At 69.2% G+C, this 21,465-nt stretch carries 17 protein-coding genes and 1 tRNA gene; 11 read left to right on the top strand and 7 right to left on the bottom strand.

Translation table 11 applies throughout. The features are described 5' to 3' along the window. Positions 1-106: 106 nt before the first annotated feature. A complete protein-coding gene (locus ACZ6SQ_RS32570; protein WP_389336629.1) occupies positions 107-1,333 on the bottom strand; it encodes a pyridoxal phosphate-dependent aminotransferase in 1,227 nt (408 codons plus the stop codon). 307 nt (positions 1,334-1,640) lie between these two features. On the opposite strand from ACZ6SQ_RS32570, the gene ACZ6SQ_RS32565 reads away from it, so the two are divergent. The 11 genes from ACZ6SQ_RS32565 to ACZ6SQ_RS32515 all read left to right on the top strand — a co-directional run bounded on the left by ACZ6SQ_RS32565 (position 1,641) and on the right by ACZ6SQ_RS32515 (position 16,066). After that, positions 1,641-1,713, top strand: a tRNA-Trp gene (locus ACZ6SQ_RS32565). Between the two features lie 106 nt (positions 1,714-1,819). Beyond that, positions 1,820-2,104, top strand: coding sequence for a preprotein translocase subunit SecE (secE, locus tag ACZ6SQ_RS32560; protein ID WP_386377295.1), 285 nt, complete (start codon positions 1,820-1,822; stop codon positions 2,102-2,104). A gap of 80 nt (positions 2,105-2,184) precedes the next feature. Then, positions 2,185-3,066 (top strand): transcription termination/antitermination protein NusG, encoded by an 882-nt coding sequence (gene nusG, locus ACZ6SQ_RS32555; RefSeq protein ID WP_469568482.1) that lies wholly within the window; start codon positions 2,185-2,187, stop codon positions 3,064-3,066. A 169-nt stretch (positions 3,067-3,235) separates the two neighbouring features. Then, positions 3,236-3,670: a 50S ribosomal protein L11 gene (gene rplK / locus ACZ6SQ_RS32550; protein ID WP_128980827.1), complete on the top strand. Its 435-nt coding sequence runs from the start codon at positions 3,236-3,238 to the stop codon at positions 3,668-3,670. A gap of 76 nt (positions 3,671-3,746) precedes the next feature. Next, positions 3,747-4,472, top strand: a complete 726-nt coding sequence (gene rplA, locus ACZ6SQ_RS32545; protein WP_469568478.1) for a 50S ribosomal protein L1 — start codon at positions 3,747-3,749, stop codon at positions 4,470-4,472. 157 nt (positions 4,473-4,629) lie between these two features. Continuing rightward, a complete protein-coding gene (locus tag ACZ6SQ_RS32540; RefSeq protein WP_469568475.1) occupies positions 4,630-5,505 on the top strand; it encodes an SCO4651 family lipoprotein in 876 nt (291 codons plus the stop codon). Positions 5,506-5,700: 195 nt separating this feature from the next. Further along, a complete protein-coding gene (locus tag ACZ6SQ_RS32535; protein ID WP_469568473.1) occupies positions 5,701-6,552 on the top strand; it encodes an SCO4651 family lipoprotein in 852 nt (283 codons plus the stop codon). Between the two features lie 417 nt (positions 6,553-6,969). After that, positions 6,970-7,500 carry a 50S ribosomal protein L10 gene (gene rplJ, locus ACZ6SQ_RS32530; RefSeq protein WP_351933546.1) on the top strand — a complete coding sequence of 177 codons (531 nt, stop codon included), beginning with the start codon at positions 6,970-6,972 and terminating at the stop codon, positions 7,498-7,500. 125 nt (positions 7,501-7,625) lie between these two features. Then, positions 7,626-8,006 carry a 50S ribosomal protein L7/L12 gene (gene rplL, locus ACZ6SQ_RS32525; RefSeq protein WP_386377302.1) on the top strand — a complete coding sequence of 127 codons (381 nt, stop codon included), beginning with the start codon at positions 7,626-7,628 and terminating at the stop codon, positions 8,004-8,006. Positions 8,007-8,583: 577 nt separating this feature from the next. Next, positions 8,584-12,069, top strand: coding sequence for a DNA-directed RNA polymerase subunit beta (gene rpoB / locus ACZ6SQ_RS32520; protein ID WP_389336607.1), 3,486 nt, complete (start codon positions 8,584-8,586; stop codon positions 12,067-12,069). 100 nt (positions 12,070-12,169) lie between these two features. Further along, complete coding sequence (locus ACZ6SQ_RS32515) at positions 12,170-16,066, top strand: DNA-directed RNA polymerase subunit beta' (RefSeq protein WP_389336604.1); 3,897 nt, start codon at positions 12,170-12,172, stop codon at positions 16,064-16,066. Positions 16,067-16,179: 113 nt separating this feature from the next. Here ACZ6SQ_RS32515 and ACZ6SQ_RS32510 read toward each other — a convergent pair whose 3' ends face one another. The 6 genes from ACZ6SQ_RS32510 to ACZ6SQ_RS32485 all read right to left on the bottom strand — a co-directional run bounded on the left by ACZ6SQ_RS32510 (position 16,180) and on the right by ACZ6SQ_RS32485 (position 21,310). Continuing rightward, positions 16,180-16,485, bottom strand: coding sequence for a hypothetical protein (locus ACZ6SQ_RS32510; RefSeq protein WP_469568470.1), 306 nt, complete (start codon positions 16,483-16,485; stop codon positions 16,180-16,182). Further along, entirely contained in the window at positions 16,482-16,769 is a 288-nt protein-coding gene (locus ACZ6SQ_RS32505; protein ID WP_469568469.1) for a hypothetical protein, read from the bottom strand. Before ACZ6SQ_RS32505 ends, ACZ6SQ_RS32510 begins: the two co-directional genes overlap by 4 nt. Before the next feature lie 26 nt (positions 16,770-16,795). Then, complete coding sequence (locus ACZ6SQ_RS32500) at positions 16,796-17,713, bottom strand: peptidoglycan-binding protein (protein ID WP_469568467.1); 918 nt, start codon at positions 17,711-17,713, stop codon at positions 16,796-16,798. 193 nt (positions 17,714-17,906) lie between these two features. Beyond that, positions 17,907-18,125 carry a hypothetical protein gene (locus ACZ6SQ_RS32495; RefSeq protein ID WP_469568465.1) on the bottom strand — a complete coding sequence of 73 codons (219 nt, stop codon included), beginning with the start codon at positions 18,123-18,125 and terminating at the stop codon, positions 17,907-17,909. Beyond that, positions 18,118-20,484: a hypothetical protein gene (locus ACZ6SQ_RS32490; protein ID WP_469568463.1), complete on the bottom strand. Its 2,367-nt coding sequence runs from the start codon at positions 20,482-20,484 to the stop codon at positions 18,118-18,120. Before ACZ6SQ_RS32490 ends, ACZ6SQ_RS32495 begins: the two co-directional genes overlap by 8 nt. Next, positions 20,471-21,310 (bottom strand): hypothetical protein, encoded by an 840-nt coding sequence (locus ACZ6SQ_RS32485; RefSeq protein ID WP_469568461.1) that lies wholly within the window; start codon positions 21,308-21,310, stop codon positions 20,471-20,473. Before ACZ6SQ_RS32485 ends, ACZ6SQ_RS32490 begins: the two co-directional genes overlap by 14 nt. Between the last annotated feature and the right edge of the window lie 155 nt (positions 21,311-21,465).

Below are 21,465 nucleotides of genomic sequence, written 5' to 3'. Positions count from 1 at the left end.
TGCCGTACGCCGTACATGTCCCGGTAGCGGTTTCCCCCTACGAGGTCCCGCCCGCACAAAGAAACAGGGCCCCGCCGGATCGGCGGGGCCCACGAAGAAGGGGAGGTCAGTCCCGGGCCTCCGCCAGCAGCTTCTGGATGCGCGAGACGCCCTCGACGAGGTCCTCGTCACCGAGCGCGTACGACAGACGCAGGTACCCCGGCGTGCCGAAGGCCTCGCCCGGGACGACCGCGACCTCGGCCTCCTCCAGGATCAGCGCGGCCAGCTCGACCGTGTCCTGCGGGCGCTTGCCGCGGATCTCCTTGCCGACCAGACCCTTGACCGACGGGTAGGCGTAGAAGGCGCCCTCGGGCTCGGGGCAGTACACGCCCTCGATCTCGTTGAGCATCCGCACGATCGTCCGGCGGCGGCGGTCGAAGGACTCCTTCATCTTCTCGACGGCCGTCAGGTCGCCGGAGACGGCCGCGAGGGCGGCGACCTGGGCCACGTTGGAGACGTTGGAGGTGGCGTGCGACTGGAGGTTGGTCGCGGCCTTGACCACGTCCTTCGGGCCGATGACCCAGCCCACGCGCCAGCCCGTCATGGCGTACGTCTTGGCGACACCGTTGACCACGATGCACTTGTCGGCCAGCTCCGGCACGACCACCGGCAGCGAGTGGAACTCGGCGTCGCCGTAGACCAGGTGCTCGTAGATCTCGTCGGTCAGGACCCACAGGCCCTTCTCGGCGGCCCAGCGGCCGATCTCCTCGATCTGCTCACGGGTGTAGACCGCGCCGGTCGGGTTGGAGGGGGAGACGAACAGCAGCACCTTGGTGTTCTCGGTGCGGGCCGCCTCCAGCTGTTCCACGCTCACGCGGTAGCCGGTCGTCTCGTCGGCGACGACGTCGACCGGCACACCGCCGGCCAGCCGGATCGACTCCGGGTAGGTCGTCCAGTACGGAGCCGGGACGATCACCTCGTCGCCCGGGTCGAGGATCGCGGCGAACGCCTCGTAGATGGCCTGCTTGCCACCGTTGGTGACGAGGACCTGGGAGGCCTCCACCCGGTAGCCGGAGTCCCGCAGCGTCTTGGCGGCGATGGCCTCCTTCAGCTCGGGCAGACCGCCGGCCGGCGTGTAGCGGTGGTACTTCGGGTTCTTGCAGGCCTCTACGGCCGCCTCGACGATGTAGTCGGGGGTCGGGAAGTCCGGCTCGCCCGCGCCGAAGCCGATCACCGGACGCCCGGCGGCCTTGAGGGCCTTGGCCTTGGCGTCCACGGCGAGAGTGGCGGACTCGGAGATCGCGCCGATGCGGGCGGAGACCCGGCGCTCGGTGGGAGGGGTTGCAGCGCTCATGGGGCCCATCGTTCCAGACCGGAAACCCGCCCGGCACACGGGTTTCACGTACTGAACCGGGGCGGACCGCCGTGTGAACAGATGTCCGTATGTCACGGTCGTGGAAGTCGGGCCCCGGCGGCCGTACCGGGTGATCTTCCGGCCGACTTCCGGTGATCTTTCGCGTTCCAGGCCCCTGCTGGGCGCTTTCTGTTCGACGACCGGCTCAGGACCACGTACACTCACACCTCGTTGGCCTTCAGCGGCCCGCACCGCACGCGGCGCACACACTGCACCCGTCCGGATGCGGTACGTTGGTGGACACCGAAGGGTCGTAGCTCAATTGGTAGAGCACCGGTCTCCAAAACCGGCGGTTGGGGGTTCAAGTCCCTCCGGCCCTGCTACACACACCGCCAGGATGTGTGCGCAGGTACGTACAGCATTGCACTCGCCGTGCGGCTCAGACCGGGCGCGGCACGGCCACGACCCGGGACCAGGTGAGGACGAATGACGGACGCCGTGGGCTCCCTCGACACGCCTGATGCCCAGGACGAGGCGCCGGAGTCCAAGAAGACCCGCAAGGGCGGCAAGCGCGCCAAGAAGGGTCCGCTGAAGCGCCTCGCGCTGTTCTACCGCCAGGTCGTCGCGGAACTCCGCAAGGTCGTCTGGCCCACCCGTAACCAGCTGACCACGTACACGACCGTAGTGATCGTGTTCGTGCTCATCATGATCGGCCTGGTCACCGTGATTGACTATGGACTCGACCACGCAGCCAAGTACGTCTTCGGCTGAGCCAGGAGCGAAGGGCGCCGCGGTTACCGGCGCCCCTTTCGCATGTTCCACCCCTATGTATCCAGGAAGAAGCAGCCACCGTGTCTGACCAGAACCTGAACGACGCCATCGAGCCCGATGAGTCGGTGGACGACGAGCTCGACATCGTCGAGGGCGCGGACGAGGACCTGGACGAGTTCGAGGCTGCCGATGCCGAGGCGGGCGAGCCCGCCGAGGAAGCCGCTCTGCACGTCGAGGACGACGAGGCCCACGAGGCCGACGAGGACGAGGACGACACCGCGGAGGCGGAGGCCGACGAGGCCGAGGCCACCGAGGAAGAGGCCGAGCCCGAGGAGGCCGAGCCCGTCGACCCCATCACCGCCCTGCGCGAGGAGCTGCGCACCCTGCCCGGCGAGTGGTACGTCATCCACACGTACGCCGGCTACGAGAACCGCGTGAAGACCAACCTGGAGCAGCGCGCGGTCTCCCTGAACGTCGAGGACTACATCTTCCAGGCCGAGGTGCCGCAGGAAGAGGTCGTCCAGATCAAGAACGGCGACCGCAAGACGATCCGTCAGAACAAGCTCCCCGGCTACGTGCTGGTGCGCATGGACCTGACGAACGAGTCCTGGGGCGTCGTCCGCAACACCCCCGGCGTGACCGGCTTCGTGGGCAACGCCTACGACCCGTACCCGCTGACCCTGGACGAGATCGTCAAGATGCTCGCCCCGGAGGCCGAGGAGAAGGCCGCGCGCGAGGCGGCCGAGGCCGAGGGCAAGCCGGCGCCGCAGCGCAAGGTCGAGGTCCAGGTCCTGGACTTCGAGGTCGGCGACTCGGTCACCGTCACCGACGGCCCGTTCGCCACGCTCCAGGCCACGATCAACGAGATCAACGCCGACTCCAAGAAGGTCAAGGGCCTGGTGGAGATCTTCGGCCGCGAGACGCCGGTCGAGCTGAGCTTCGACCAGATCCAGAAGAACTGACCCCTTCCGGACACACCACTTCCGAACAGGTCGGACGAGCCGCCGAGGCTTGTCTGACCTGCTCGGTTTTTGGCCGCACACCTATACCCGTTATCGTTGTGCGGTATGCCTGCGTCCGGGTTGTCCCCTGAACGCGGGCAGGACCCGAATCGAAAGGACCCGGAGAGCTATGCCTCCCAAGAAGAAGAAGGTCACGGGGCTCATCAAGCTCCAGATCAACGCCGGTGCGGCGAACCCGGCCCCGCCGGTCGGCCCCGCGCTCGGTCAGCACGGCGTCAACATCATGGAGTTCTGCAAGGCCTACAACGCCGCGACCGAGTCGCAGCGTGGCTGGGTCATCCCGGTGGAGATCACGGTCTACGAGGACCGCTCCTTCACCTTCATCACCAAGACTCCGCCGGCCGCGAAGATGATCCTCAAGGCCGCGGGCGTGGAGAAGGGCTCCGGCGAGCCGCACAAGACCAAGGTCGCCAAGATCACCGAGGCGCAGGTCCGCGAGATCGCCACCACGAAGATGCCCGACCTCAACGCCAACGACCTGGACGCCGCCGCGAAGATCATCGCCGGCACCGCCCGTTCCATGGGCATCACGGTCGAGGGCTGACCCCCAACCTTCCAGCAGAAGTGGTGGGGCCTGCTCGGCCCGGACCACGACTCCTAAGCAAACCCCAGGAGCAGTAGTGAGCAAGCGCAGCAAGTCTCTCCGCGCTGCGGACGCCAAGATCGACCGGGACAAGCTCTACGCCCCGCTCGAGGCCGTCCGTCTCGCCAAGGAGACCTCCACGACCAAGTTCGACGGCACCGTCGAGGTCGCCTTCCGTCTGGGTGTCGACCCGCGCAAGGCCGACCAGATGGTCCGTGGCACCGTGAACCTCCCGCACGGCACCGGTAAGACCGCCCGGGTCCTGGTCTTCGCGACCGGTGACCGTGCCGAGGCCGCGCGTGCCGCGGGCGCCGACATCGTCGGCGCCGACGAGCTGATCGACGAGGTGGCGAAGGGCCGTCTGGACTTCGACGCCGTCGTCGCCACCCCGGACCTCATGGGCAAGGTCGGCCGCCTCGGCCGCGTCCTCGGCCCGCGTGGTCTGATGCCGAACCCGAAGACCGGCACCGTGACCCCGGACACCGCCAAGGCTGTGACCGAGATCAAGGGCGGCAAGATCGAGTTCCGCGTCGACAAGCACTCGAACCTGCACTTCATCATCGGCAAGACGTCGTTCGACGACGACAAGCTGGTGGAGAACTACGGCGCGGCCCTGGAGGAGATCCTCCGTCTGAAGCCGTCCGCCGCCAAGGGTCGCTACATCAAGAAGGCCGCGGTCAGCACCACCATGGGCCCCGGCATCCCGGTCGACCCGAACCGCACCCGCAACCTCCTCGTCGAGGAGGACCCGGCCGCGGTCTGAGCTCTCGAGGCTCACTGAAGTCGGTCCTACGGGCCCCGCACCTGCTCTCAGGTGCGGGGCCCGTTCCCGTTCCAGGAACCTCCGCAGGGGCGGGCCCGTTCTCGCTCCAGACGCTCGTGCCGCCACGCGGGCGGCCGACCGGCACGGGGGAGGACGTATGACCGGCAGGACCGGACGGGGGTGGGCGCTGCTCGGGGCCCTGCTGCTCGCGGCCGCAGGCACGGCCGGCTGCACGGGCGACACGGGCGCCGACGGCCCGGCTCCGGACGCCACGGAGCGCCGCCCCACGGCCACGCCGCAGCCCGCCGCGGTCGCCGCGCTGCGGGCCGCCGAGCGGGCCACCGCCGGGGCCGGTTCGGCCCGCGTGGAGTCCAGCACGGCCCTGGGCACCGAGGTCTCCATGACCTCGTCCGGCACGCTCGCCTGGGACGGCGGCGTCACCGGCGCCCTCACCATCACCTACACCGGCGGCAGCATGGCCGACACCATGCGGGCGCTGGGCACCACCTCCATGCAGGCCCGCTATCTGCCCGACGCGTACTACGCGCGCATGGGCGACACCTTCGCCGCCAAGGCCGGCGGGAGGCACTGGATCCGCTACGACTGGGACGACCTGGCCGGGCTCGGCGGTGCCTCCGGCGCCCTGCTCGCCGAGCAGATCCGCGAGGCCGCCCCGCACCAGGCCGTGAAGCTGCTGCTGGCTGGCGGGGCCGCGCGCCGGGTCGGCGTGGAGACGGTCCGCGGCGAGCGCGCCACCCGGTACCGGGGGACGGCCCGCGCCGCCGACGTCACCGACCCCGGTCTGCGCGAGCGCCTGCAGCAGGCCGGAGTCACCGAGCAGACCGTCGAGGTCTGGGTCGGCGCGGACGGTCTGCTGGTCAAGAAGGTCGAGCGGGACCGCACGGCGACCGGCCGGGTGACCCAGACGTGCTTCTACGGCGACTACGGGGTCCGGGTGAGCGTGACGCCGCCCCCGGCGAGCGACACCCAGGACTTCAAGGCCCTGATGACACCGGAGCCGACGGCCTCCTAGGCCGGGACGGGAAGCGCGGACAGCGGGCGGGGAGCGGGGGCCGGACCGGAGGTCCGGGACCGGAGGTCCGGGAACGGGGCCGGGACCGGGGGCCCGGGAAAGGTAGCCGGGAACAATTCGGAGGCCCCTGGCGGAGCACTCGGCTACTCTCCGGTACGGACCATGTATCTGACATCTTTTCCGTGGGGGGAATCCATGGCCGTTTCTGTACGTAAGCGTGGTGGGGCCGTGGGCGCGGGACTCGCGATGGTGCTGCTGGCCGGCACGGTCGGCTGTTCCCAGGGCGCCGGGGAGTCGCCGGAGATGGAGCCGGCCGCGGCCGTCGCCGCGGCCGCTGAGAACACCGAGGACATCACCTCTCTGCGCTACCGCATGGAGGGCAAGGTGCCGGGTGAGGGCGAGGTCACGGGCACCGCCGCGATGAGCTTCGAGCCGATGGCCATGAGCATGAAGATGCAGGTCGAGGGCAAGACGGCCGACGAGAGCGGCGAGGTGGAGATCCGGCTCGTCGACAAGGCGATGTACCTCGGCGGGGGAGCCGAGGCCGCCAAGGAGATGGACGGCAAGAGCTGGATGAAGTTCGACATGTCCGCGCTGAAGGAGAGCGGCGCCGGTTCCGGCGGGCTCGGAGCCGCCCAGGCGGAGCAGAACCCCGCCGCCGAGGCCGGTTTCCTCACCGGAGCCGACGACGTGGAGCGGCTCGGCACCGAGACGGTCGACGGAGTCAGGACCACGCACTACCGGGGCACGATCAAGCTCGACGACCTGCGCGCCTCGCTCAAGGACGAGGACCGCAAGACCCGCGAGCGGCGTGAGAAGAGTCTCGAGCAGTACGAGGACCTCGGCATCGAGGAGCTCGAGATGGACATGTGGATCGACGGTGACGACCACCCGAAGCGGTTCCGCACCCGCGGTGACGCCGACAAGGGCGCCTTCGACATGACGGTCACCTTCCTCGCGATCAACGAGCCCGTGAAGGTCACCGCCCCGCCCGCGAAGGACACCATGGACCTCGCCGAGATGATGAGCGAGATGGGCGAGAGCTGAGCCTTCCCGGCTGCCGCCCAGGACCCCGGCTGCCGCCCAGGACCCCGGCTGCCGCCCAGGCCTCCCTGGCGGCCGTCCGGGCCTCCGGGGCCGCCCCCTGGAGGCCGTGTCCGGCGACCCCGTACGAGATCCCGTACGACCGGATTTGCCTGTCGGCGATCCGGTCACGTACTCTCCTCGAGAAGCCAAAGACCGCTGGTCGTTGCCGTGCGCTCGCAAGAGGGCGCGGTGGCCGAAGGATCCGCTGTAAATGCGGGCGACCCGCGCAGGTGACTGTGGAAGAACTCCCGGAGTGCACGCCCAGCGCGTGTGAGCCGGTCGAGTCCGCCCCGTGCGCCTGCGCCGGGGCGTTTCGTTTTCCCCAGTCCTCCTTCGGGTCCGCGCGGTCCGAATCACCCGGAAGGAGGCCGAGGCTCTATGGCGAGGCCCGACAAGGCTGCCGCGGTTGCCGAGCTGACGGACAAGTTCCGTAGCTCGAACGCCGCCGTGCTGACCGAGTACCGCGGTCTCACCGTGGCGCAGCTCAAGACGCTGCGTCGTTCGCTCGGTGAGAACGCCCAGTACGCCGTGGTGAAGAACACGCTGACCAAGATTGCGGCCAACGAGGCCGGGATCACGCTGGACGACCAGCTCTTCGCTGGTCCGACGGCCGTCGCCTTCGTCACCGGTGACCCGGTGGAGTCGGCGAAGGGTCTGCGTGACTTCGCCAAGGACAACCCGAACCTCATCATCAAGGGCGGTGTCCTTGACGGCAAGGCGCTGTCCGCCGATGAGATCAAGAAGCTTGCGGACCTCGAGTCCCGCGAGGTTCTGCTCGCCAAGCTGGCGGGCGCCATGAAGGGCAAGCAGACCCAGACTGCGCAGCTCTTCCAGGCGCTTCCCTCGAAGCTCGTCCGCACCGTGGACGCCCTTCGTGCCAAGCAGGACGAGCAGGGCGGTGCCGAGTAATTCGGCTCGCATCATGATCGCCGCCTGAGGCTTCCCGCCCCGAGGCAGCGGTCGTAGCGGGCCGAACGTACGCCCGCCAGTCATGTACATCCGGCACCAGCCGAATTAGTGGAAGGAAAGCCATCATGGCTCTCACCCAGGAAGAACTGCTCGCCGAGTTCGAGACGATGACCCTCATCCAGCTCTCCGAGTTCGTGAAGGCGTTCGAGGAGAAGTTCGACGTCACCGCCGCCGCCGCGGTCGCCGTCGCCGGCCCCGCCGGCCCGGGCGCCCCGGCCGAGGCCGAGGAGGAGAAGGACGAGTTCGACGTCATCCTCACCGGTGCCGGCGACAAGAAGATCCAGGTCATCAAGGTCGTGCGCGAGCTCACCTCCCTGGGCCTCAAGGAGGCCAAGGACCTGGTCGACGGTGCGCCGAAGCCGGTTCTGGAGAAGGTCGCCAAGGACGCCGCGGAGAAGGCCGCCGAGTCCCTCAAGGGCGCCGGCGCCTCCGTCGAGGTCAAGTAACACCTCACGGGTCCGCCAAGGACCCCTGCGAGCTGATTACGGCCTGAGAGGGCTGTAACGCTGACGCACCGAAGAGCGATCATCCATCCGGGTGGTCGCTCTTCGGCGTTCAGGGAGGGCGGTCGCGGTTGCCTTGCACCCGGTACGGCGGGGGGTATGGTGATCTTCGTTGTGTCTTCGAACGTCCTGGTTCCGGCCAGGGGGGCCTTGACGAACCGCACGCGGCGCGCAATTCTCAGGACGCGTCGTCACAACGGTCCGAATCCGAGGCATGGATCGACGGCGAAGAGGGCAGTATCAACGTGCGTTGAGGGCGTGGCCTTGTCGCAGGAGTTGAGAGCAACGAGGGTTCTCGAAAACCCGAGCTGGACATCAGTGTGCCAAGTGGCTACACTGACCCTTTGCGCTGCCTGTTAGCTGTCCCCTGCCCGTCACCAGGGGTCTGCCCTCACCTCAGCACTGTCGACCAGACTTCTCTGACCTGGCCAAACGGCCGATTCAGCAAGAACCTGTCCTGGTGCGCGAGTGAGGGGCCGGTACGCGCGTAGTGAGTCCGAGCCCTCGGAAGGACCCCCTCTTGGCCGCCTCGCGCACTGCCTCGACCGCGAATACGAACAACGGCGCCAGCACCGCCCCGCTGCGCATCTCTTTTGCAAAGATCAAGGAGCCTCTCGAGGTTCCCAACCTGCTCGCGCTGCAGACCGAGAGCTTTGACTGGCTGCTCGGCAACACCGCCTGGCAGAGTCGGGTCGAGGAGGCTCTGGAGTCTGGTCAGGACGTCCCCACCAAGTCCGGTCTGGAGGAGATCTTCGAGGAGATCTCCCCGATCGAGGACTTCTCCGGGTCGATGTCGCTGACCTTCCGCGACCACCGCTTCGAGCCGCCGAAGAACTCGATCGACGAGTGCAAGGAGCGCGACTTCACGTACGCCGCGCCCCTGTTCGTGACGGCCGAGTTCACCAACAACGAGACCGGCGAGATCAAGTCCCAGACGGTCTTCATGGGCGACTTCCCGCTCATGACGAACAAGGGCACCTTCGTCATCAACGGCACCGAGCGTGTCGTGGTGTCGCAGCTGGTCCGTTCGCCGGGTGTCTACTTCGACTCCTCCATCGACAAGACGTCCGACAAGGACATCTTCTCCGCCAAGATCATCCCGTCCCGGGGTGCCTGGCTGGAGATGGAGATCGACAAGCGCGACATGGTCGGTGTCCGCATCGACCGCAAGCGCAAGCAGTCGGTCACCGTTCTGCTCAAGGCGCTCGGCTGGACCACCGAGCAGATCCTCGAGGAGTTCGGCGAGTACGAGTCCATGCGCGCCACCCTGGAGAAGGACCACACCCAGGGCCAGGACGACGCGCTGCTCGACATCTACCGCAAGCTGCGTCCGGGCGAGCCCCCCACGCGTGAGGCCGCGCAGACGCTGCTGGAGAACCTGTACTTCAACCCCAAGCGCTACGACCTGGCGAAGGTCGGCCGCTACAAGGTCAACAAGAAGCTGGGTGCGGACGCTCCGCTCGACGCGGGCATCCTGACCGTCGAGGACGTCATCTCGACGATCAAGTACCTGGTGAAGCTGCACGCCGGTGAGACCGAGACCGCCGGGGACAACGGCGACACGATCGTCGTCGAGACCGACGACATCGACCACTTCGGCAACCGTCGTCTGCGCAGCGTCGGCGAGCTCATCCAGAACCAGGTCCGTACGGGTCTGGCGCGTATGGAGCGTGTCGTCCGCGAGCGCATGACGACCCAGGACGTCGAGGCGATCACGCCGCAGACCCTGATCAACATCCGGCCGGTCGTCGCCTCCATCAAGGAGTTCTTCGGCACCAGCCAGCTGTCGCAGTTCATGGACCAGAACAACCCGCTGTCGGGTCTCACCCACAAGCGCCGTCTGTCGGCTCTTGGCCCGGGTGGTCTGTCCCGTGAGCGGGCCGGCTTCGAGGTCCGTGACGTGCACCCCTCGCACTACGGCCGCATGTGCCCGATCGAGACCCCCGAAGGCCCGAACATCGGCCTGATCGGTTCGCTCGCCTCCTACGGCCGGGTGAACGCGTTCGGTTTCGTCGAGACCCCGTACCGCAAGGTCGTCGAGGGCCAGGTCACCGACGAGGTGGACTACCTGACCGCCGACGAGGAGGACCGCTTCGTCATCGCGCAGGCCAACGCCGGCCTGACCGACGACCTGCGTTTCGCCGAGGCGCGTGTCCTCGTCCGCCGCCGCGGCGGCGAGGTCGACTACGTCAGCCCCGAGGACGTCGACTACATGGACGTCTCGCCGCGCCAGATGGTGTCGGTCGCGACCGCCATGATCCCCTTCCTCGAGCACGACGACGCCAACCGTGCCCTCATGGGCGCGAACATGATGCGCCAGGCCGTTCCGCTCATCAAGGCGGAGGCCCCGCTCGTCGGCACCGGCATGGAGTACCGCTCTGCCGTCGACGCCGGTGACGTCGTCAAGGCCGAGAAGGCCGGTGTGGTCCAGGAGGTCTCCGCGGACTACATCACCACCGCCAACGACGACGGCACGTACATCACGTACCGCCTGGCCAAGTTCGCCCGCTCCAACCAGGGCACCTCGGTCAACCAGAAGGTCATCGTCCTCGAGGGCGACCACGTCATCGAGGGCCAGGTCCTCGCCGACGGTCCCGCCACCGAGAACGGCGAGATGGCGCTGGGCAAGAACCTGCTCGTGGCGTTCATGCCGTGGGAGGGTCACAACTACGAGGACGCGATCATCCTGTCGCAGCGCCTCGTGCAGGACGACGTCCTCTCCTCGATCCACATCGAGGAGCACGAGGTCGACGCCCGTGACACCAAGCTCGGCCCCGAGGAGATCACCCGGGACATCCCGAACGTCTCCGAGGAGGTCCTCGCCGACCTCGACGAGCGCGGCATCATCCGTATCGGTGCCGAGGTCATCGCCGGTGACATCCTCGTCGGCAAGGTGACCCCCAAGGGTGAGACCGAGCTGACCCCCGAGGAGCGCCTGCTGCGCGCGATCTTCGGTGAGAAGGCCCGTGAGGTCCGTGACACCTCGCTGAAGGTGCCGCACGGCGAGACCGGCAAGGTCATCGGCGTCCGCGTCTTCGACCGCGAGGAGGGCGACGAGCTTCCCCCGGGCGTGAACCAGCTGGTCCGCGTCTACGTCGCGCAGAAGCGCAAGATCACGGACGGTGACAAGCTCGCCGGCCGTCACGGCAACAAGGGCGTCATCTCCAAGATCCTGCCGATCGAGGACATGCCGTTCCTGGACGACGGCACTCCCGTCGACATCATCCTCAACCCGCTCGGTGTGCCGTCCCGAATGAACCCGGGACAGGTTCTGGAGATCCACCTCGGCTGGCTCGCCAGCCGCGGCTGGGACGTCTCCGGTCTCGCCGACGAGTGGGCCCAGCGCCTGCAGAACATCGGCGCCGACCAGGTCGCCCCGGGCACCAACGTCGCCACCCCGGTCTTCGACGGTGCGCGTGAGGACGAGCTGGCAGGTCTGCTCCAGCACACCATCCCGAACCGCGACGGCGAGCGCATGGTGCTCCCGACCGGCAAGGCGCGGCTGTTCGACGGCCGTTCCGGTGAGCCGTTCCCGGACCCGATCTCGGTCGGGTACATGTACATCCTCAAGCTCCACCACCTGGTCGACGACAAGCTGCACGCCCGCTCGACCGGCCCGTACTCGATGATCACCCAGCAGCCGCTGGGTGGTAAGGCCCAGTTCGGTGGCCAGCGCTTCGGTGAGATGGAGGTGTGGGCGCTGGAGGCGTACGGCGCCGCCTACGCCCTCCAGGAGCTGCTGACCATCAAGTCCGACGACGTCACCGGCCGCGTGAAGGTCTACGAGGCCATCGTCAAGGGCGAGAACATCCCCGAGCCCGGCATCCCCGAGTCCTTCAAGGTGCTCATCAAGGAGATGCAGTCGCTCTGCCTGAACGTGGAGGTGCTGTCCAGCGACGGTATGTCCATCGAGATGCGTGACACCGACGAGGACGTCTTCCGCGCTGCGGAGGAGCTCGGCATCGACCTGTCCCGGCGCGAGCCGAGCAGCGTCGAAGAGGTCTGACGGGAGTCCGGTTCGGGGGACCAGTGATGGTCCCCCGGCCGGCCCCAGGACCCCCGTTTCAGACCCCAAGACTTACAACCCTGAGAGGGATTGACGCATAGTGCTCGACGTCAACTTCTTCGACGAGCTCCGGATCGGTCTGGCCACCGCTGACGACATCCGTCAGTGGAGCCACGGCGAGGTCAAGAAGCCGGAGACCATCAACTACCGCACCCTGAAGCCGGAAAAGGACGGGCTCTTCTGCGAGAAGATCTTCGGTCCGACCCGGGACTGGGAGTGCTACTGCGGCAAGTACAAGCGCGTCCGCTTCAAGGGCATCATCTGTGAGCGCTGTGGCGTCGAGGTCACCCGCGCCAAGGTGCGCCGCGAGCGGATGGGCCACATCGAGCTGGCCGCCCCCGTCACGCACATCTGGTACTTCAAGGGCGTCCCGTCGCGTCTGGGCTACCTGCTCGACCTCGCCCCGAAGGACCTGGAGAAGGTCATCTACTTCGCGGCGTACATGATCACGTACGTCGACGAGGAGCGCCGCACCCGCGACCTGCCCTCGCTGGAGGCCCACGTCTCCGTCGAGCGTCAGCAGATCGAGCAGCGCCGCGACGCCGACCTCGAAGGCCGCGCCAAGAAGCTCGAGTCCGACCTGGCCGAGCTGGAGGCCGAGGGCGCCAAGGCCGACGTGCGCCGCAAGGTGCGCGAGGGCGCCGAGCGTGAGATGAAGCAGCTGCGCGACCGCGCGCAGCGCGAGATCGACCGTCTCGACGAGGTGTGGAACCGCTTCAAGAACCTCAAGGTCCAGGACCTGGAGGGCGACGAGCTGCTCTACCGCGAGCTGCGTGACCGCTTCGGCACGTACTTCGACGGCTCGATGGGTGCCGCGGCGCTGCAGAAGCGCCTGGAGTCCTTCGACCTCGACGAGGAGGCCGAGCGCCTCCGCGAGATCATCCGCACCGGCAAGGGCCAGAAGAAGACCCGTGCGCTCAAGCGCCTGAAGGTCGTCTCCGCGTTCCTGCAGACCAGCAACAGCCCCAAGGGCATGGTGCTCGACTGCGTGCCGGTCATCCCGCCGGACCTGCGTCCGATGGTGCAGCTGGACGGTGGCCGCTTCGCGACCTCCGACCTGAACGACCTGTACCGCCGTGTGATCAACCGCAACAACCGTCTGAAGCGCCTGCTCGACCTGGGTGCTCCGGAGATCATCGTCAACAACGAGAAGCGCATGCTTCAGGAGGCCGTTGACGCCCTCTTCGACAACGGTCGTCGTGGTCGCCCGGTCACCGGTCCCGGCAACCGCCCGCTGAAGTCCCTCAGCGACATGCTGAAGGGCAAGCAGGGTCGATTCCGTCAGAACCTTCTCGGTAAGCGTGTGGACTACTCCGCGCGTTCCGTGATCGTCGTCGGTCCCCAGCTGAAGCTGCACCAGTGCGGTCTGCCCAAGGCCATGGCGCTGGAGCTCTTCAAGCCGTTCGTGATGAAGCGCCTGGTCGACCTGAACCACGCACAGAACATCAAGAGCGCCAAGCGCATGGTGGAGCGCGGCCGCACGGTCGTGTACGACGTCCTCGAAGAGGTCATCGCCGAGCACCCGGTTCTGCTGAACCGTGCTCCCACCCTGCACCGCCTCGGCATCCAGGCCTTCGAGCCGCAGCTGGTCGAGGGCAAGGCCATCCAGATCCACCCGCTCGTCTGCACCGCGTTCAACGCGGACTTCGACGGTGACCAGATGGCCGTGCACCTGCCGCTGTCCGCGGAGGCGCAGGCCGAGGCCCGCATCCTGATGCTGTCCTCGAACAACATCCTGAAGCCTGCCGACGGCCGTCCGGTGACGATGCCGACCCAGGACATGGTCCTCGGTCTGTTCTTCCTCACCACCGACGGCGAGGGCCGGGGCGTCAAGGGCGAGGACCGTTCGTTCTCGTCGGTCGCCGAGGCGATCATGGCGTTCGACGCCCGTGAGCTCTCGCTCCAGTCCCGTGTGGACATCCGCTTCCCGGTGGGCACCATCCCGCCGCGTGGCTGGGAGCCGCCGGTGCGCGAGGAGGGCGAGCCGGAGTGGCAGCAGGGTGACAGCTTCACGCTGCGCACCACGCTGGGCCGTGCGCTCTTCAACGAGCTGCTGCCCGAGGACTACCCCTTCGTCGACTACGAGGTCGGCAAGAAGCAGCTCTCCCAGATCGTCAACGACCTGGCCGAGCGCTACCCGAAGGTCATCGTGGCGGCGACGCTCGACAACCTGAAGGCGGCCGGCTTCTTCTGGGCCACCCGTTCCGGCGTGACCGTGGCCATCTCCGACGTCGTCGTTCCCGAGGCGAAGAAGGAGATCGTCAAGGGCTACGAGGCGCAGGACGAGAAGGTCCAGAAGCAGTACGAGCGCGGTCTGATCACCAAGGAAGAGCGCACGCAGGAGCTCATCGCGATCTGGACCAAGGCGACCAACGAGGTCGCCGAGGCGATGAACGCGAACTTCCCGAAGACCAACCCGGTCTCGATGATGGTGAACTCGGGCGCCCGAGGCAACATGATGCAGATGCGTCAGATCGCCGGTATGCGTGGTCTGGTGTCGAACGCCAAGAACGAGACCATCCCGCGTCCCATCAAGGCCTCGTTCCGTGAGGGTCTGTCCGTGCTGGAGTACTTCATCTCCACGCACGGTGCCCGTAAGGGTCTGGCGGACACCGCTCTGCGTACCGCCGACTCGGGTTACCTGACCCGTCGTCTGGTCGACGTCTCCCAGGACGTCATCATCCGCGAGGAGGACTGCGGCACCGACCGTGGTCTGCGTCTGCAGATCGCCTCCGTCGAGGACGGCGTCCTGATCAAGGCGGAGGACGTCGAGACGTCCGTGTACGCGCGCTGCCTCGCCGAGGACATCGTCGTGGACGGCCGTGTGCTGGCCCCGGCCGGCACCGACCTCGGCGACGTGCTCATCGACGAGCTCATCCTGAACGGCGTCGGTGAGGTCAAGACCCGCTCGGTCCTGACCTGTGAGTCCGCCGTCGGCACCTGCGCCATGTGCTACGGCCGCTCGCTGGCCACCGGCAAGCTGGTCGACATCGGTGAGGCGGTCGGCATCATCGCCGCCCAGTCCATCGGTGAGCCCGGTACCCAGCTGACGATGCGTACCTTCCACACCGGTGGTGTGGCCGGTGACGACATCACCCAGGGTCTGCCGCGTGTCGTCGAGCTCTTCGAGGCCCGTACCCCGAAGGGTGTCGCCCCGATCTCCGAGGCCCAGGGCCGCGTGCGGATCGAGGAGACCGAGAAGACCAAGAAGATCGTCATCACGCCGGACGACGGCAGCGACGAGACGGCGTTCCCGATCTCGAAGCGTGCCCGTCTCCTGGTCGGCGAGGGCGAGCACGTCCAGGTGGGCCAGAAGCTCACCGTGGGTGCCACCAACCCGCACGACGTGCTGCGCATCCTGGGCCAGCGTGCCGTCCAGGTCCACCTGGTCGGCGAGGTCCAGAAGGTCTACAACTCGCAGGGTGTGTCGATCCACGACAAGCACATCGAGATCATCATCCGGCAGATGCTCCGCCGCGTGACGATCATCGAGTCCGGCGACGCCGAGCTGCTGCCCGGTGAGCTGGTCGAGCGCTCGAAGTTCGAGCACGAGAACCGTCGTGTGGTCCAGGAGGGCGGTCACCCGGCCTCCGGTCGTCCGCAGCTCATGGGTATCACCAAGGCCTCGCTGGCGACCGAGTCCTGGCTGTCGGCGGCGTCCTTCCAGGAGACGACCAGGGTCCTCACGGACGCGGCGATCAACGCCAAGTCCGACTCCCTGATCGGCCTCAAGGAGAACGTCATCATCGGTAAGCTCATCCCGGCCGGTACGGGTCTGTCCCGCTACCGCAACATCCGGGTGGAGCCGACCGAGGAGGCGAAGGCCGCGATGTACTCGGCCGTCGGCTACGACGACATCGACTACTCGCCGTTCGGCACGGGCTCCGGCCAGGCCGTTCCGCTGGAGGACTACGACTACGGTCCGTACAACCAGTAAGTCGGCGTGAACTGAAGGGCGGTCACCTTGCGGGGTGGCCGCCCTTCGGCGTTCTCGACGAGCGGGTGCCTGTGCCGTCCGGCTCGGCGTCCGGCCGGCCGGTGCCGTCCGGCTCAGCGGCCGGTCAGTTCCCAGGCCATCAGGAGCACCGTCGCCACGGCGGCCAGCGCGCCGATGCTCGCCAGCGGCCAGCGGGAGCGCTCCAGGGCGTCCAGCCGGGCCTCGTGGTCGGCGAGCTGCCTGTCGGTCTGGTCGCTGCGCTGTACCAGCAGCGCGAGCGAGCCGTCGACCCGGGCGAAGCCGGCCTCGACGGTCCCGCGCAGCCGCTCCAGCTCCACGGCGACGGAGGTGGGATCGGAGAGAGCGTGCGGGGGGAGGGCAGGGAGGGACGCCGGGGTGGGGGAGGTCGGGTCGTTCACACGGCACCCCGGTCCGTGCCCTGTCGCGGCGGCATCCCGGCGGGAGACGGCGGCTCGGGGTCCGGGTCTGCGGTGACACCGGTCCGCAGCCAGGCGGGGAGCAGGGCCTGGACGGCCGGTACGGCCATCAGCCGGGTCACGGCCGCGGCGACCGCCAGGGCCGCGGCGACCGGGGGGAGCGTGGCCGGCACGCCCGCGGCGGCGACGAGGCCGGGCAGCAGGACGGTCAGGCCGAGAGCGGTCTGCAGGACGGTACGGAGAGTGCGCCTGGCGGCCTCCGACATGGTGGGGTACCTCGCTTCCGGGCGTGTCAGGAGCTGTACGGGACATTCAGCGCGGCCCAGGACGACGGGCCCGGCCAGCCGTCGGCGGCGGCGCCCCGGTAGCCGAGCTTGCGCTGCCAGGCGGCGTACGACTCGCGGTCGGCCTCGCCCCAGCGGGGGCCTGGCCCCACGCGGTAGCGGCCGCAGCCCTCGGCGACCAGCCGACGGCCCATCGCCGTGACTACGGGGGAGTCGGGCAGTGATCTGAAGAACGAGGCGCCGGGAAACGGCTGGTGGCGGGGCGGGCGCGGCGGCGACGGCGGTTCGGGCCGCTGCCCGCCGCCCGGGGCGGAGGCCAGCCGGGTCTGGACCCGGCGGCGCATGCCGGCCATGGCGAAGCCGCGTGGATCGCTCTTCCAGTCGGACCACTCCAGATGCCCGATGACCGACTTGGCGCCCCAGCCATGAGCCCGGCACAGTGCCGCCGCGACCCGCTCGAGGGCGTCGAGCTGCGCGGCCGGCCAGGGGTCGTGGCCGTCGCCCAGGTTGACGCACTCGAAGCCGTAGAAGTGGGCGTTGCCGTCGACGGCCCCCGCGCTGCCGTCGTGTTCGTGCGGGGCGGGCGGCCGGTCACCGTACGTCTCGGTGATCACGGCCTGGAGGACCGACGGATCGCCGCCGCCCGCGTGATTGGCGCGGCCGTTGCCGACGAGGTGGACCGTCCCGTCCTTGGCGACGACCCCGTGGCAGAGCGGGCCGGGCAGGGTGGAGTGGCCGTCGAAGCACAGGCGGACGCTGGAGGCGGTCCCGGAGGTGACGGTGTGATGGACGGCAACGCCGTGGACCGGGCCCCAGCGTCCTTTGTGATTACGGTTGTTGGTGCGCCAGTCGGGGTGTTCGACGACGGTGACGCCCTCGGCCCGCAGGGCGGAGGCGAGGGCGTCGGCGGACAGGGGTGTGGCCATGGCGGATGCCTTTCTGGTGACTTGGGGGCAGGCCGGGCGGGACGAGGGCTGCCCCGAGACGGGACAGCCCTCGTCGCGTGAGCAGGGCTCACCGCCCGCCGACCGGCCCGAGAGCGCGGACCGGGCGCCCGGCCGCCGCGGCGATCCCGGGACCGGGGCACCCGGTCGCCGCTGAGCCGCGGCGTCGGTGCTCTCACACCTCCGGCGGGAGCGTCGGGTCGGTCGGCGGCTCGGGGGCTGGGGCCGTCGGCGCGGTTGCCGCCACGGACGGCATGGCGGCGACCTCCTCGGGCCCCTCCGGATCCACGGGCGGCTCCGGCTCGACGGCCACCGGACCGGGCAGGGTCACGACCACGCTGACGGGCAGTCCCGGCTGTGGGCCCGGTGTCTGCTCCGGTGCCGTCTCAGACATACGCGGACTCCTTGATCTGGCCCCAGGTGAACCCGGACGCGGTCAGCGCGGACAGGGTCGGGAAGGCGGCGGTGACCGCGGCGTACGTGGACAGGGTCACCGCCACCGGATCGGCGGCGGCGTCGGGTGCGAGACCTGTGTCGGCCGGTGTCCCGTTGGGCTGTGTGCCCCGCAGGGTGAGGGTCTGGCGCACCCCGGCGTCGGCGGTCGCCGTCGTGCTGATGCCGACGACCCAGGCGGGTGTGTTCAGCCGCGTGCCCGAGGTGTCGGTCAGATGGACGACGTCGCCGAGCTGGACGCGCGGGTCGTACAGCACCTCCACGTCGCCGATGACGGGCACCGGGTAGGCCCCCGCGTCGTAGAGCGAGGTGGCGATGGCCTGGGCCGCGGCCAGGTTCTGGATCCAGTCGGTGGTCTCACCGGTGTGCTCCTGGCGGCCGTAGTACCGCTCGCTCGCGGTCCCCGCGACGTAGGCCGTGGCCTTGCGCTCCACGGGGTCGGCCTGCGGCTTGAAGGTCAGCAGCTGCACGGACGGGGCGCCGTCCTTCTTCGCCGTGTAGAGGGGCTGGGAGGTGCGGTTGCTGAAGCGCACCACCAGATAGCCGTCCTCTCGGCGGGTCAGCACATCGACGGCGCCCTTGACCGCCGTCGTGCCGGCGGGCGTGGTCGCGAAGCGGACCTGTGAGCCCGACGTGACGACCGAGTCGTCGTCCGTGACCGGCGGCCCGATGTCGAACTCCTCCTCCGCCATCACGTACGACACCGTCAGCGTGCCGTCGGCGGGGACGGTGCGCACCTCGGTGTCGGTGTAGGTGGTGCCGGAGCTGACGCCGAAGTCCTCCCAGACCTTGGCGGGCTGGACGACGTAGTTGCGGCAGGCGTCGATCTCCTCGGTGAGGGTGAGCGAGGCGATGTCCCGCAGCGAGGTGAGGCCGAGGTCGGCCTGTGCGGGCACGGTGTTGAACCGGGTGTGGTTCCGCCAGCGGAAGACACCCCGCTCGTCGAACTCGGCCGTCGACATCGTCGCCTTGGCGATCTGACCGAGGACCTCCCACTGCGACCCCGACACCCGCGGTACCGAATGCAGCGGCAGGATCGCGTCGTCGAGCTCGGCACCCTTGGTCCAGGTGCCGGTCTGCGCGAACCCCGAGGACGTGGGCATGGCGGTCAGCCCGCTGGTGAGCTGGACGTTCTCCACGGCCATGTCGGTGATCAGCTTGAGCTCGCTCAGCTCGGCGGCGTACTGGATTGCGGAGGCGTCGGTGAACGTGGCGGCCGAGCCCAGGAGATGGGTGCCGTCCGGGCCGGTCAGCCTGGGCTGCACGGTCGGGAAGACGGAGTTGCCGGTGCTGCCCGTGGCGTCGAACAGGGCTCCGATGTGCCAGGGCCCCCTGAGCGTGCGCAGCGCCGGCCAGTTCCATACGAAGCCCCACCCGGAGCCTTCGTGGGTGGTCGACCACAGGCCCAGGGTGCCCGCGGCGAAGTTGACCTCCATGCGCATCGAGCCGCGTGCGCTCCCGGTGCGGTCCAGGATCAGTTCGAGGGTCATCCGGTCGCCGGTCCCGATCGCCGGGTTGACCCAGGCCTCCGCGAACAGGCGTGTCCCGGGCACGGTGATCCGCGAGCGCGGGAACCAGCTCGCGGTGAGGCCGGTGACCCCGGGGCGCGGCAGCAGCGCCATCTCGTGCGGGGCGCCGTCCCGAGTCCAGGTGTACGCGGTGTCGTGCGGCAGGCCCTCCGGCTGGCCGTACGGTGTGGCGAAGCCGCCGTGCAGCGTCGCATGGACGAGGGTGAGAGGCTGGCCCGCGACGAACTCGGGGTAGCGGGCGGGCGGCGAGGTGAGCACTCCGCCCTGGCGCAGCAGCTCGTCCACGCACCAGGTGGCGGTGGCGACCGGGTTGCCCGTGCGGAACCCCGCGTACGGCTTGGGCAGCAGCGCGGGGCCGCGCAGCCGCTCGGCTCCGTCGAGGGCGGTGATATGCACGGTGTCGGTCCCCGCCTGGGCGGAGCGGGAGCGCACAGTGCCGCGGAAGGCGGGCAGGGTCGTCGGTCCGACTCCGCCGCGCTGCACCACGGTTTGGCCCGGGCGGGTGATGTCGCCGGTGGTCCGGTTCGCCCACGGGGCGTACAGCTCGGGCGCGGTCACGCCGTTCGTCCCGGACAGCTGGAGCTGCAGCTGCGCCGAGGAGGAGCCGGAGAAGGCGCGCATCGCGGGCGGCAGGTCGGTCGCGTACGACCGCTCCACCGACCAGGACTGCACCTGCGGGGAGACGTCCTGGCCGGCCAGCCGCGTGGTGTGGGTGGTGGTGCGTTCCCCGACGGCGAGTGCCTCGGTCGTGGCCGCGTCAGCCCGCTGCACCGGACACCTCCACCAGATCGAGGCTGAGGCTGCGGTACGGCAGCGGGCGGCCCGGCGTGTCGCTGTAGCCGGTGACGGCCATCGCGGGCAGCCCGTCGCCGGGGACACCGTCCGCCGCCGTTGTTCCGCCGTAGGTGAGGCAGGCGCCGGAGAGCGCGTAGGTGCCGGTGGTGCCGGGCTTGGCGGTGGGTGTGGCGTAGGCGGCGAGCGCCGGGACGGTCCCGGAGACCAGGGGGCCCGCGGCTGTGGAGGTGCCGAGGTAGCTGCCGTCGGCCTTCTTGAAGTCGATGCCGACGGTCACCGTGCCGAGCGCCGCGAGCGCGGTAGGGGCGCGGAAGGAGACCTTCAGGCCGGGCGAGACGGGGAAGTTGCTGTTCGTGGCGGTGCAGCGCCAGGCGAGCGCGCTGGTGGCGTCGGCGGCGGTGAAGACGAAGGCGCCGGGTACGGTCGCGCTCTCGGCGAGGGTTCCCGTGGCCGACGTACGGAACCACTGGGCGAGCCCGGTGATGTCGGTGGCGCCCGCCACGCCGAGCCCCGCGGCCTGGCCGGCGCCGAGCACGTTGTCGGTGACGGGATCGACCACGAACACCGGTCCGGGGCCGCCTACCCGGCGGGCGAGGCGGTCCAGGGCGCGGGCGTGGGCGGGGGCGAGCAGGTCCCAGGACAGCTTGAGGCGGCGGACGGGGGCCTGGTTGCGGGTGACGGTGACGCGGCCGCCGAGTGACTTGAACTCGCTCACTCCGAGGTCGGCGCTGCGGTCGTAGGACTTCGCGGCCTGGTCGATCTCGGTCATGGCGCCCGGCGGGCCGATCCAGAGGTTTCCCATGTGGACTCCTGAAGGCATGAAGAAGGCCGACGGGTGACCGTCGGCCGGAGGGTGTGCGCGTGGGCGTGCGCGGATGCGGCCAGGACTGGCCTGGCGTCGGCACCGGGTGGGCTACGACCGGCCCGGCGTGCGGCGAGCTGCGACTGGCCAGGCGC

It is taken from the genome of Streptomyces sp. NPDC048600, assembly GCF_055587025.1.
This window is presented reverse-complemented; position numbering and strand designations above follow the sequence as displayed.

Coding starts and splice junctions, on each gene's coding strand:
- ACZ6SQ_RS32570 (WP_389336629.1), bottom strand. CDS start 1,333: ATGAGCGCTGCAACCCCTCCCACCGAGCGCCGGGTCTCCGCCCGCATC.
- secE (WP_386377295.1), top strand. CDS start 1,820: ATGACGGACGCCGTGGGCTCCCTCGACACGCCTGATGCCCAGGACGAG.
- rplK (WP_128980827.1), top strand. CDS start 3,236: ATGCCTCCCAAGAAGAAGAAGGTCACGGGGCTCATCAAGCTCCAGATC.
- ACZ6SQ_RS32540 (WP_469568475.1), top strand. CDS start 4,630: ATGACCGGCAGGACCGGACGGGGGTGGGCGCTGCTCGGGGCCCTGCTG.
- ACZ6SQ_RS32535 (WP_469568473.1), top strand. CDS start 5,701: ATGGCCGTTTCTGTACGTAAGCGTGGTGGGGCCGTGGGCGCGGGACTC.
- rplJ (WP_351933546.1), top strand. CDS start 6,970: ATGGCGAGGCCCGACAAGGCTGCCGCGGTTGCCGAGCTGACGGACAAG.
- rplL (WP_386377302.1), top strand. CDS start 7,626: ATGGCTCTCACCCAGGAAGAACTGCTCGCCGAGTTCGAGACGATGACC.
- ACZ6SQ_RS32505 (WP_469568469.1), bottom strand. CDS start 16,769: ATGTCGGAGGCCGCCAGGCGCACTCTCCGTACCGTCCTGCAGACCGCT.
- ACZ6SQ_RS32500 (WP_469568467.1), bottom strand. CDS start 17,713: ATGGCCACACCCCTGTCCGCCGACGCCCTCGCCTCCGCCCTGCGGGCC.
- ACZ6SQ_RS32495 (WP_469568465.1), bottom strand. CDS start 18,125: ATGTCTGAGACGGCACCGGAGCAGACACCGGGCCCACAGCCGGGACTG.
- ACZ6SQ_RS32485 (WP_469568461.1), bottom strand. CDS start 21,310: ATGGGAAACCTCTGGATCGGCCCGCCGGGCGCCATGACCGAGATCGAC.